Annotated in this window: 7 protein-coding genes; all 7 read left to right on the forward strand. The window is 40.6% G+C overall.

Annotation, left to right across the window (positions count from 1 at the left end; genetic code table 11):
- Nucleotides 1-45: 45 nt before the first annotated feature.
- Entirely contained in the window at nt 46-1,290 is a 1,245-nt protein-coding gene (locus tag FQ608_RS08075; protein ID WP_234364128.1) for a DUF4185 domain-containing protein, read from the forward strand.
- Nucleotides 1,291-1,489: 199 nt separating this feature from the next.
- Entirely contained in the window at nt 1,490-2,098 is a 609-nt protein-coding gene (locus tag FQ608_RS08080) for an RNA polymerase sigma factor (RefSeq protein ID WP_158857307.1), read from the forward strand.
- Nucleotides 2,099-2,247: 149 nt separating this feature from the next.
- A complete protein-coding gene (locus tag FQ608_RS08085) occupies nt 2,248-3,339 on the forward strand; it encodes a FecR family protein (RefSeq protein WP_158857308.1) in 1,092 nt (363 codons plus the stop codon).
- Between the two features lie 163 nt (nt 3,340-3,502).
- Nucleotides 3,503-6,832: a SusC/RagA family TonB-linked outer membrane protein gene (locus FQ608_RS08090; RefSeq protein ID WP_158857309.1), complete on the forward strand. Its 3,330-nt coding sequence runs from the start codon at nt 3,503-3,505 to the stop codon at nt 6,830-6,832.
- A 17-nt stretch (nt 6,833-6,849) separates the two neighbouring features.
- Entirely contained in the window at nt 6,850-8,313 is a 1,464-nt protein-coding gene (locus tag FQ608_RS08095) for a RagB/SusD family nutrient uptake outer membrane protein (RefSeq protein WP_158857310.1), read from the forward strand.
- 272 nt (nt 8,314-8,585) lie between these two features.
- Complete coding sequence (locus FQ608_RS08100) at nt 8,586-11,717, forward strand: SusC/RagA family TonB-linked outer membrane protein (RefSeq protein ID WP_158857311.1); 3,132 nt, start codon at nt 8,586-8,588, stop codon at nt 11,715-11,717.
- 18 nt (nt 11,718-11,735) lie between these two features.
- On the forward strand, nt 11,736-13,268 hold the full coding sequence (locus FQ608_RS08105) for a RagB/SusD family nutrient uptake outer membrane protein (RefSeq protein ID WP_158857312.1): 1,533 nt from the start codon (nt 11,736-11,738) through the stop codon (nt 13,266-13,268).
- The last annotated feature ends 202 nt before the right edge of the window (nt 13,269-13,470 follow it).

Below are 13,470 nucleotides of genomic sequence, written 5' to 3' on the forward strand. Positions count from 1 at the left end.
AAGGTGAATAGCGATTTATAGTTAGTAAGAACAAAGAAAAGTAATATGGAATTAGACGAAAAAATGGAATCAACGATTTTATATAGCATTGTTTTTAGGTATTCCATTTTAATGATATCAGTATTGGCGGGTGCCTGCTCTTCCAAAACTGACATTTCCGTAAATCAAAAAAACACTTCTCTTACCGAACTAAAGTTTACTGTAGAAGAAGCTACTGAATGGACTAACCTCTTTAAAAGAACATCAGGCTGGTTTGGTGGAGATGGTATTTTTACCATACCATTGTCTGGGGTGGATTCGGCTGGTTCTGAAGCAGCAGGTACCACCGTGGTTTTGTTCAGCGACAGCATGATAGGGGAAATAACAGACGGCAAACTGGATACTCCTTTGGTAATGATCAATAATTCAATCGCATTGATTTCCGGAGTGGAGCCAGATGACTCCAACATTTCCTTTCACTGGGCATTAGATAAACAAGATACTCCAAAAGCACTTTTTGTCCCCGAGACCCCAAGCAGTAATCCAGGGGAATATTATTGGTTGGGGGATGGTTTTGTAAATCAGGAAAAAAGGAACGATATCTATCTCTTTGGCTATAGAATTACCACGACGGACGCAGAGGTATTTAATTTTAAGGAAGTGGGAAATACATTGATCGTACTTCCGGCAGGCAGTAAACCTCCATTTAAAGAGCAACGCCAACTGGACACCCCGTTTTATATGGATGGAACTCCGGAAAATACAGGGTCTTTTGGGGCTGGTATTTTGGTAAATACAGAATCCGCTGGTGCCTTGAATCCAGATGGATATGTTTATATCTATGGGGTAAAAGGGACAAAAAAGGAAGTCATGGTGGCAAGGATAACCCCAAAAGATATCGAGCAGTTTCATCTTTGGGAATTTTGGGACGGAAAAACCTGGCAACATGATATGATGAAAGCAGCCTCTATTGCCGATAGAGCCTCCAATGAATTAAGTGTAACTCCTCTCAAAGACGGTAGGTATGCCATGGTTTTTCAGACAGATGCCATTGGAGCCAATGTGGGTCTCCGGTTATCTTTATCCCCGGAGGGTCCATATGGACCTATTATCCATCTATGGGATGCATCCCCCGATTTCAAGGACGGGAAGCAGCTTTTCAGTTACAATGCCAAAGCCCACGCCAATTTTTCCAAACCTGGGGAATTGTTGATTAGTTATAATATTAATTCCTTTGATTTTTTTGCGGATGTGGAAATTCAGCCAGACTTTTATAGGCCTAGGTTTATAAGGGTGACACTTGAAGAGTGAGTAAATGGTGCGCATTTTTCTGATACTTTAGACAGAGTTTGCTTTTAAACCTGATCTAATGAAGGTATTGATTTAATTTTTCCTCCATTCATCAACAAAAATATATTGCAGATAGAAAAAATGGTGAATTTTTCTTTTTCAAATCCATAGGTAGAAATTTTTTCATATCTTAGAATATCCAAATAACCCAATATAAATCATGTTTTCACTTAACGAATACCCAGCTTCATGTTCTGGCGATGAATTGGAATGGTGGGATAAACTAAGACAGGGAGACAAGAAGGGATTAGCAATGATCTATTCCTCCTACGTGGATGACATGTACCGGGTAGGGATGGCTATCAAACCAAATAGCAGCTATGTTCAGGATTGTATCCATGAGGTATTTGAAAGTTTGTGGAAATACAGGTCAGGCTTGAAAAAAACCGACAATGTCAAGCTTTATTTGCTGAAATCTATAAGCAATAGAATTCACCGGGATTTAGCTGATAATTCAGGAAAATTGCATCTACGACCCGTGGATGAGTTTGAGGGATTATTTATGGTAAATTCTCATGAGTTCGATCTAGTAAGAGATCAGGGTAGCGAAGAGGTAAGAAGGCGGCTTATGTATGCGTTTGGGAAGTTGCCCCTTAGACAAAAAGAAGTAATTCACCTGCTATTTTTCGAAAATCTTTCCTATGAGGATACATCCTCCGTTATGAATCTACATCTGAAATCCGTCTATAACTTGGTATGTAAAGCTATTTCCAATCTTAGAAAAAGTCTAGTGTTAATTTTGTTTTTAATACTGATTACACAAGGCTAATTTTTAATGAATGGCCGTGATATTTTAAATCCAATCATTGGAAAATTTCCTGCCAAAAAATTCGCTTTTTTTTTCCGAAATAATTTTTTTCACCTAAGACGGTGAACTTTTGCCAAATTTCTCCTTACGTATTATAAGTGACTTATATCATGGATATATCAAACTGGACAGTAGACGATTTTGTACTAAACGCGGAGTTTAGAAAATGGATTTTATCCCCCAATGCCGAAATAAACCTGGTTTGGGAAAAAAGGATCAATGCTTATCCCGAAAAGTTGAGGGAAATCAAACTTGCTAGGGAATTGCTGGTCAATTTTCCAAATCAGGGTTTTGTTCTTTCCCAAAGGGATAAAAAATCCCTTTGGGAAAGAATTGACCGTTCAACTCATGCAATTGTTCCCGCAATTCCTGAGGAAAAAGTAATTCCGTTAAATTCCCAAAGTACGATCAAACGAATGGAGCGGAAATCTGAGAATCCGTTTCGGTTCAGCCAAGGATATAAAGTTGCCGGTATTTTACTTGTCAGCTTTGTGCTGAGCCTTTTGGCAACAGTTTTTTTAAGAGTTGAAGGGATTGAAACAGAAACCCCCATTGTATTTACCGAGCATACAACCCGACAAGGGGTAAAATCGACTTTCACCCTTCCTGATAGCTCCACGGTTATGTTAAATGCCGGTAGTAGACTGTATTATCAGGAAAACTTTTCCGGTGAATTGAGAGAGGTTTTTTTAGAAGGGGAGGGTTATTTTGAAGTTCAAAAGAAATTAGATCGGCCATTTATTGTACATACTGGGCCCACTTCCACTACTGCATTAGGCACCTCATTCACAATTCGGGCTTATGATGAATCGGAAACAGACGTGTACCTGCTGTCCGGAAAGGTCATTGTTTCCACAAAAGACCGTCTTGATTCAGCTGTTTTTCTCTCGGAGGGAGAAACTGTTTCTTTTAAGTCAGGAGCACTTTCAGGTAAGAAAAAATTTGATCAGGAACCCGTAACTGCCTGGACCAAAGGCGTCCTATTATTCGATGAAACGCCAATTCGTGATGCAATTCTTGTTATGGAAAATTGGTATGGCGTCAAATTCCGCTTAGAAAATGATCCGCCGGCAAATCTTCAGGTGTCCGGAAAATTCGAAAAAGAAAGTTTAAAAAATATCTTAACAGGGTTAGGCTATTCAGCCCGATTTGAATTCGAAATCCTGGGAGATACTATATCTGTTTCATTTAAAAAAAAATAGCCTGCCAATGATATAAAAAAAAGGAAAAAGCAGGTGGCGAAAGAACGCCACCCGCCAATTTGGAAAAAAGCCTATCGGAATGTAAACGACCAAATCCACAGCTCCAATAGGTGAAGTTTATCGAGTACCATTTAAGAAACAGTAATTATAAACCCTTAAAGATATGAAAAACATAGTACTTATACATGTACTCAACATGACCAAACGATTAATACCCATATTAATATTCCAATGCCTTTCGATGAGCCTGTTGCTTGCCGCAAACGGCAATGCACAGGTAAAAGGCATAGACGAGGTGCCTATACGGATAGGTTTTCAAGAAGCCCCACTGAAATCGGCATTAGCACAGATAGAAAAACGGACGGGGTATAGTTTTGTATATACCAACCTGGAGCTCGAGCAATACCAAAAAATCTCCCTTGTACAGAAGAAGCAATCGCTCTATGAACTACTCGTAGAAATTTCCCAACAAGCCAATCTGGAGTTCATGCAGGTGAATCACAACATCCATGTCAAGAAACCTTCATCTAAATCGGATGCCGTAACCATAGCATCTGAAGAAGTGGATGTGGTAGTTAGGGGAACAGTGGTGGATTCTAACGGTCAGGGACTGCCAGGCGTTACCGTTTCGGTTCCGGGAACCTCCATAGGGACCGCCACAGACCTGGAGGGAAATTACAGCCTTTCTGTAAGTGAAGGCGCAACGTTGGTTTTTTCATTTATAGGCTTTGAAAGTCAGCGGGTTGCGATTGGAGATCGGAGCGTCATAGACATCACACTCCTGGAGGACATGTCCTCTTTGCAGGAGGTGGTTGTAATCGGATATGGTACGGTTAAGAAATCTGATTTAACAGGCTCTGTGGGGTCAGTAGATTCTGAATTGATCCATAGCAGGCCATTGACTAATGCAGCAGATGCACTTCAAGGGAGGATTCCCGGTGTACAAGTCATGAATAATTCAGCAGCTCCAGGAGGTAACTTTTCGATTAGAATTAGAGGCAGTAATTCTATCAGTGCTACAAATGAACCCCTTTACGTGATTGACGGAATTATTGGTGTGGGAGGGCTACAGTTTATCAATCCTAATGATATTGAATCCATTGAGGTTCTTAAAGATGCCTCAGCAACTTCCATTTATGGTGCAAGGGGTGCCAATGGGGTAGTATTGATTAGTACAAAAAGGGGTAAGGAAGGTAAACCCCAAATCACCTACGACAGCCAATTTGGATTTTCTGACATGTCTAGGAAAATCCCCATGTTGAATGCTTCCCAGTACATGCAGATGGAAAACGAAGCCTATTTGTATTCCGGGTTAACCCCTCAGTTTACCCAGGAACAGATACAAAATCCGGAATTTGACACGGACTGGCAAGATGAAGCCACCAGAACCGCCTTTCGTCAAAACCACCAAATTGGCGTGTATGGTGGAACTGAACAAAGTAGATATGGTATTTCCGCCGGGTATTTGGATGAAGAGGGTATCATGCTTAATTCTAAACTGGAAAGAGCCAATATAAGGATTAACTTGGATAATAAACTCTCCGATAAATTGACCCTAGGGACAAGTTTGTCTCTGAATCATTCAAAAGATAGGCGGATCGATACAGACAATGGAGGTTTAAATGCCAGCCGGGCTATGTTGGAAATGTTTCCGTTTCTCCCAGTAAAGTATGAAGATGGTACGTATTCCAATAGTGCCGATCATCCTGGTGGGGAGGGAACAGACAATCCTGTTGCTATTTTGAACGAAATAGAAGATTATTATACAATTACGAGGACCCTGGGAAACATTTTTCTTGAATATGAAGTGATTAAAGATCTTAAAATTAGGATCAGCGGGGGTGGGGATATCAATTATGAATCCCGAAATTATTATAGCCCGAGGACATTAAGAAGAACGAGAAATACCCGGGGTATGGCGTTAAGATCAAATACAAGAGAGCTTTCTTGGCAGAACGAAAATACTATCAGCTATCAGAAAATTTTAAATGATAGGCATGATTTCAATGCTATAGTCGGAATTACCTGGCAGCAATTCAGGCATGAAACTTTCCAAGGGTCTACCAGAGGATTAAATGATGATTTCTTTAAGTTTAATAATCTAGGTGTTGGAGATACACCGCTGCCACCTACTTCCAACACTTTTGATTGGGCCCTGAATTCATATTTGGGCAGGCTCAATTATATATTGGACAAAAAATATTTGTTTACGGTATCTGCAAGGATGGACGGTTCTTCAAAATTTGGAGCGAGCAATAAATATGGCTTTTTTCCTTCCGGAGCATTTGCATGGCGAATTTCGGATGAAGGTTTTTTGGATGGACAGGATATTATATCGGACCTTAAATTGCGGACAAGTTACGGAATTACAGGAAACCAAGAAATAGGGGTATTCAATTCGATTTCTAGTTTATCTACTTATACGTATATCATCGATGGTCAACGCACCATTGGATTGGGACCGGGAAGGATACCAAATCCTGATTTAAAGTGGGAAAAAACCTCCCAAGGTAATGTGGGTTTGGACGTTGGTTTGGTCGATAACAGATTGTCGTTGACCATTGATGCCTATTACAAACAAACTAACGATTTGCTGTTAAATGCTCCACTACCGTATAGTACAGGTTACGAGTCAATCTTCAGAAACATCGGCCGAGTAGAAAACAGGGGAATAGAGTTTATGCTAAGTTCGGTAAATGTAGACCGGGATTTTCAATGGACTACCGATGCAAACATATCTTTTAATGACAACAAAGTATTGGAATTGGGACCTGAGGGAGATGATATTTTTCCGGGTCCCGGTTTTGTTACACAAACCAATATTCTTCGTGTAGGACAGCCAATTGGTTCTTTATGGGGATGGACTAGGTTGGGCATTTTCCAGAATGAGCAGGAAGTTTCAGACCATGGTGCCCAACCTAATGCACGGCCTGGAGATATCAAATACCTTGATCTTAATGGGGACGGAGTAATTGACTCTCAGGACCAAAGAATTATTGGCAATACCGCCCCAAAATTCAATTTTGGATTTATCAATTCATTCATTTACAAGAATTTTGATTTAATCATTGAAATCCAAGGAGTTCAGGGCAATGATGTAATGAATTTAAATCCGATTGTATTAGAAGACCGGCAAACACAGGCCAATAGTTATGCCACCCTATTGGATAGGTGGACACCTGAAAACCCCAGTAACACCATCGCTAGAGTAAGGAAAAACAGTGATTTAAGACTTTCAACACGACATGTGGAAGATGGGTCTTTCATTAGGGGTAGAAATATTTCTTTGGGTTACAACTTTAACCTTCAGAATAAGGAATGGATAAATACCTTGAAAGTTTTTGCCAGTGCCCAGAATTTCTTTTTGATAAGTGATTATGGCGGATATGATCCAGAAGTTAGTACATATGGCGGCAATTTTGGGCAGGGGATTGAGTTCAGTAGTTATCCTACTCCCCGTACATTTACTTTGGGTTTAAGTGTTGGTTTCTAATTTAAAAAGATAAAATCATGAAAAATTATAACTTCAAATGTATAACCACATTTCTGATTTTGGCACATACATTCATGGGATGTCATGAGTTTTTGGAAGAAAACCCAGAAACGTTTATCAGTCCGAATGCCTATTATAGAAACGCAGAGGATGCAACAAGTGCAATTAACGCAGTTTATGCGATTTTACCGCGGTTTTACCAAGGTATTGCTTATGGGGAGAGTGTGTTTTTTACGTTGGAAATGCCGTCTGATCAAGCTCTTTCCGGTACGGGAGTATCGGTAGTGGACCAAGATAGGCTCGATGCATATATATATGACCCTGCGATCAGGCATCTTAGATTATGGTGGCAATATTCCTACCAAGGTATAAATGCTGCCAATTCGGTCCTCTATTATGTCCCGGATATTGAGATGAATGAAAACCTCAAAAACAGGATATTAAGTGAGGCCTATTATCTAAGGGCATATTTCTATTTTGATTTGGTGCGACTGTTTGGTGCGGTTCCACTTTCTATTGAGCCTACCTTGAATATAAGCAATGTTAACGTATCTAGGGATGAAGTTACTGTCATATATGACCAGATCATTCAAGATCTTATTAGGGCAGAAAACCACCTTCCTTTGGCCGGCTCCGGCGAAGTTGAGCACGGAAGGGCAACAAAAGGGGCTGCATCCACTTTATTATCCAAAGTTTACCTAACCTTAGAGCGATGGGAGGATGCTTCAAATAAGGCGGAGGAAGTTGTTAACTCAGGAGCTTATCAATTATTTAATGATTATTCCCAAGCGTTTAAAGTGGAAAATAAAAATGGCATCGAACATATTTTTTCCATTCAATTTGAAAGGGTAATTATTTCCAGCAACTTTCATGCATGGTTTTTGCCTAGGTACAGGGGCATTCAGGCCAATACAGAGGAGTTTGGAGCTATTTTACCAAATATGGATTTCTATAATTCCTATGGCGAAGACGATTACCGAAAAACCGCAAATTTCTATACGAGTTATCCCGCAGCTGATGGGTCAGGCATAGTAGAATTTGAACCCCACATTTTTAAATATTTTGATCCTTCAGTAGATGTGGTGGGGGGGTCTAGTATGAATTATCCCAAGATAAGGTATGCTGAAACACTTTTGATCCTTGCAGAAGCTGAAAATGAAATAAATGGCCCTAACGCTAAAGCTTTAAATGCCATCAATCAGGTAAGAAGCAGGGCAAAGCTACCCAATCTGGAAAATACCGAAGGTTTTCAACCTACAAAGGAATATTTTAGAAATGCAGTTTTACAGGAACGTTCATGGGAATTAGCCTACGAAGGCAATCGGTATTTCGATATGTTACGAACCAATACTTCCATCAGTGGAGCTCTAGTTGGGTATGACAGTGGATCAGGGGTTTTTAAAGCCCATAATATTTTGTTCCCGATTCCTCAAAGGGAGATTGATAACAATAACAGTCTGGTACAGAATCCTGGTTACTAGGGATTCGAAAAAGAAAGTTAAAAAATATCTTAACATGGGTAGGTGATTCAGCCCGATTTGAATTCGAAATCCTGGGAAATTCTATATCTGTTTCATTTAAAAAAAAGAGCCTGCCAATGAATTAAAACAAAGAGAAAAAGCGGGTGGCATTCTTTTGCCACCCGCCAAATTGAAAAAAGCCTATCGGAAAGTAAACGACCAAATCCACAGCTCCAATAGGTGAAGTTTATCGAATACCATTTAAGAAACAGTAATAATAAACCCTTAAAGATATGAAAAACATAGTACTTATACATGTACTCAACATGACCAAACGATTGATACCCATATTAATATTCCAATGTCTTTCGATGAGCATTTTACTTGCCGCAAACAGCGATGCAAAGCCTTCATCTAAAACGGATGCCGTATCTATAGCATCCGAAGAAGTGGATGTGGTAATTAGGGGAACAGTGGTGGATTCTAACGGTCAGGGGCTACCAGGAGTGACGGTATCCGTTCCGGGTACATCCATAGGCACCGCCACGGATATGGAAGGAAATTATAGCATTTCTGTTAGTGAAGGCGCTACCTTGGTTTTTTCATTCATCGGCTTTGAAAGTCAGCGGGTCGCCATAGGAGACCGCAGCGTAATAGACATCACACTACTCGAGGATATGTCCTCTTTGCAGGAAGTGGTTGTGATGGGGTATGGAACCCAAATTCAAAGGGAGGTAACGGGTTCTGTGGCAACGCTTGAAGCAACCCAACTTCAAGATCAGCCCGTGGGTCAATTTACCCAAAAGCTTCAAGGAAGGCTGGCCGGAGTACAGATCAGTCAGGCGTCGGGTACCCCGGGTGGCGGAATGGCTATTCGGATTAGAGGAGCTGCTTCCATCAATGCGGGAAACAACCCTTTGTATGTTGTTGATGGTTTTCCCATAGTGGGAGATATCAATAATATAAATCCAAATGAAATAGAAAGTTTCTCAGTCCTGAAAGGTGCATCTGCCGCCGCCTTATATGGATCCCGTGCCGCTAATGGTGTTGTTCTTATCACAACCAAACAAGCTAAATCCGGGCAGACATCCATTCAGGTAAATGTAATTCAGGGAGTCACCCAGGTCCCGCAAAGAGGAAGAGCCAACCTAATGAATGCCAGAGAGTTTCTTGAGGATAGGAAGGCGATTTATGAAGATAAAATAAGATATGAAGGATTTACCGGGGGTATTCCCGAACTCTACCAAAATCCCGAATCCTATAACGGACCTGATACCAATTGGTATGAGGAGTTGCTTCAAGGTGGTACTCAGAACAGCTATAACCTTTCGTTTTTAGCAAACAAAGACAATTTTAGTTCGGCTACCACACTCGGTTATTTTGAAGAAAAGGGAGTTGTCATCAATACAGGTTTTAATCGGTTCTCCCTTCGTACAAACAACGAATACCAAATTAACGAGAACATCCGTGTAGGCGTGAATTTAGCTCCAACCTACCAAACCAGTAAAAATGCAGCGACGGACGGTTATTATCAGATATTGTATTCAGCCCTAATTACCCCACCCATCTTTTCACCGGATGATGTGGATGCAAATGGCAATCAGAAAATAAATTTTACAGGACCGGGTTTGTTTACCTTCCCCAACTGGAAGAAAACAATGTTGGAAACCCAAGACCGATCAGCAACCGTTAGGCTTTTGTCAAACGCATATTTCGAGGCAGATTTTCTTACCAACTTCACCTTCAAAAGTTCTGCTTCCGTTGATTTGGGGGCAAGTAAGCGAAGGGTTTTCAATCCGTCAACCGCAGGTGGGATTTTCTCCCCGCCGCCAAAGCTGGCTACCGGTTCTTACAGCACGCAAACTTACGATTCTTGGCTTACCGAAAATACCCTGAACTATAATAAAAGCTTTAATGATCATTCTTTGGATGTTATTGCTGGGTATTCAGCTCAGAAATATAGTATGGAGAACAACGTATTGACAGGCACTAGTTTTCCCGACGATGAAGTGAGTTGGATTGATGCGGCGGCTATACGGTATGGAAATAACAACATGTCTGAGTGGTCTCTGCTCTCTGGATTTAGCCGAATAAACTATAATTATAAAGGTAAATACTTGTTGTCAGTATCTGCAAGACGAGACGGATCCTCCCGTTTCGGTTCGGAAAATAGATGGGGAACTTTCCCCGCGGTTTCAGCGGGATGGATCCTATCCGACGAAAGCTTCGCAATGGATTGGTCAAGTGTTAGTTATCTGAAATTAAGGGCTGAATATGGTCACGCCGGTAATTTTAACATAGGCAATTACAGTCAGTTTGGAAATATATCCTCTACGAATTATGTGTTTGCCAACTCCCTTGCTCAGGGAAGAAGCCCCGTATCCATTGGCAATCCGTTTCTAACTTGGGAAACAACCGTGGGAACAGATGTAGGAATGGACATTGGTTTACTTGATGATCGTATTTCTTTGGTGTTGGACTTTTATGACAAAAGAACCACCAATATGCTATACCAAGTAGATATACCTTATGGAGCAGGCTTTCCAAATATTCAGGACAATATCGGAGAGTTTCATTTTTGGGGATATGAATTCGGGATTAATGCGAGTGTAATTCGAAGTGAATTGTTTACTTGGAACTCTGATTTCAACATATCCTTCAACAGAAACAAAGTAATACAATTAGGAACCAACAATACCCCCATCGGCGGCATTGGGAATTATTCATCTACCATTTGGAAGACCGAGGTTGGCCAGCCTATTGGACAGTTCTACGGATATATTTTTGATGGTATTTACAAGACGCAAGAGGAGTTTGATTCACAACCCAAGCACGTGACTTCTAGAGTCGGTACTATTCGATACAAAGACGTCAATGAAGACGGTATCATCGATGTTGATGATAAAACATATATTGGCAATCCCAATCCAAAGTTTTTTTTTGGATTTAATAACAGTTTTAGTTACAGAAACTTTGACATGAATATCGTGATGGCGGGGTCTTACGGTGGCAAGATGTACTATGCGCTAGCGGAATGGTCAGAAACGTTGGAAGGGATTTTCAATGTAGAGAAGTATATGGCAAACCGATGGAGATCACTTGATGATCCGGGAGATGGTATAATCGGTAGGTCATTATCAGGTACGACCGAGTTTCCAAGAAACGTCCAAGATAGGCTCGCTTTGGATGCGTCTCATTTGACTGTTAAAAACATTACTATTGGGTATACGCTGCCTCAATTTAACAAGCATTTGAAATCTGCCAGAATTTTCGCCAGTATTCAGCAGGCCTTGGTTTTGACAAGGTATAAGGGAGCAAATCCGGAATCAAGTTGGCAAGGATTAAACGGTTTGCAAGAAGGAGTTGATGTGAGCCCTTACCCCATTCCGAGGACCTATGCTTTAGGTGTAAATTTTAATTTTTAATCAGTTAACGATAAGAAAATGAAAAAGATAATAATCATTCTCATCACAGTCATCATTTCTTCATGCTCCGATGATTTTTTGAATTTGGTTCCTGAAAGTTCCATTACCTCCGGGAATTTCTACAAAACAGAAGCGCATTTTGATCAAGCACTAGTAGGGGCCTATGCATCCGTAAGAGCGGCTAAAGGCTCTGTAGCGGCATGGGTCATGGGTGAAATGAGATCGGATAACACACATATGGAATTTAACATAACCAATCGGGGACCTCAATATATAGAAAGAGAGTACACGGATTTCTTTATGGATGATGTCAATAGCGGTTTAGTAGCAAATATGTATAATTCATGCTATGTAGGTATTGGAAGAACCAATGAGATTTTGGCATCGGTTCAAGAAGGCTCTTTTTCCCAAGAGTCCAAGGACAGGATTCACGGCCAGGCAAGTTTTTTGAGGGCGTTGTTCTATTTCGATTTAGTCCGATTTTTTGGCGGTGTTCCTTTATATCTTTCGCCAGTTAGGGGTGCCGGAGACGCTTATCTTCCTAGATCCACAACCAATGAAGTGTATCAGGCAATCATCAGCGATCTCGAAATTGCTATTCAAAAGCTAGGCCGTCCTTCATTTCCCCAAAGTGGCCGGGCAAACGAAGGTTCCGCTAGGATGCTACTTGCGGATGTTTATTTGACGCTAAAAGATTACCCCAAGGCGGAAACTGAGCTCCAGCAGGTTTTGGGGATGGGTTACTCCCTGTTGGATGATTATGAGGATGTCTATCGGTTAAATAACAAGAATAGTGTTGAATCTATTTTTGAGATTCAATATCAGCAGGGTAATCAAGGTCAACAGAGCGATTTTCTTTATCCGTTTATACCCCTTTCTGCTGATGTTAGTTTGATTACAGGAATTCCTTCACAAAACCTTCAAGGAGGAGGATGGAATACACCTACCTTCGAAATGATTGACGCCTATGAAGATGGGGATCTACGGTTAGATGCCTCAATTGGAATTGTTGAGGGTACGGGACAGATCGGAAATATGTTTATTGATGAGTTTAAAAGTCCGATTAATTATACACCCACACCCGGTAAGCGGACATATCCCTTCATTAAAAAATACATGAATCCGCATTCCTTGGAGCGGAACACAGATGATAATTTCCCTATTTATCGCTTTGCGGAAGCACTTCTCTCAATGGCGGAAGTCTTGAATGAACAAAATAGGTCTTCCGATGCTATTCCTTATTTGAACCAAGTTAGGTCTAGGGCTGGTTTAGATCCTGTCAATGAGACAAATAAGGACCTGTTACGAGAAATAATTGCCCATGAAACCCGAATTGAATTGGCTTTTGAAAATAAAAGGTGGTTGGATTTGGTTCGAACAGATAAAGCTATTGAAGTCATGAATCAAAATGGGGAATACCTAAAGGAGTTTTATTCCGGAGAGTCATATATTCCTGAAATGAGCTATAATGTCACTCCGGAGCGGTTGTTGTTTCCTATTCCGCTTAGAGAAATCCGTATTGGCGACTTGGAGCAAAACCCGGGTTATTAAGCTAATAGTACCTAAAATCCGTAAACCTTCCAGGTTTTGTTGATAATCAGCTAGTTGTTCAAATTTAATGGGTGAAACCTGGAAAGTTTTTCTTCTTTTGTATCATCTGGTTAAAGGAAGTACTGCGGATTTTAGGTAGTATCTTTGTATAGTTAGGCTAATTAATACCTTTCTAATGAGGATTATAGGTAAATTTATTGCT

It is taken from the genome of Lunatibacter salilacus (genome assembly GCF_009797935.1).
Lineage (GTDB): Bacteria > Bacteroidota > Bacteroidia > Cytophagales > Cyclobacteriaceae > Lunatibacter > Lunatibacter salilacus.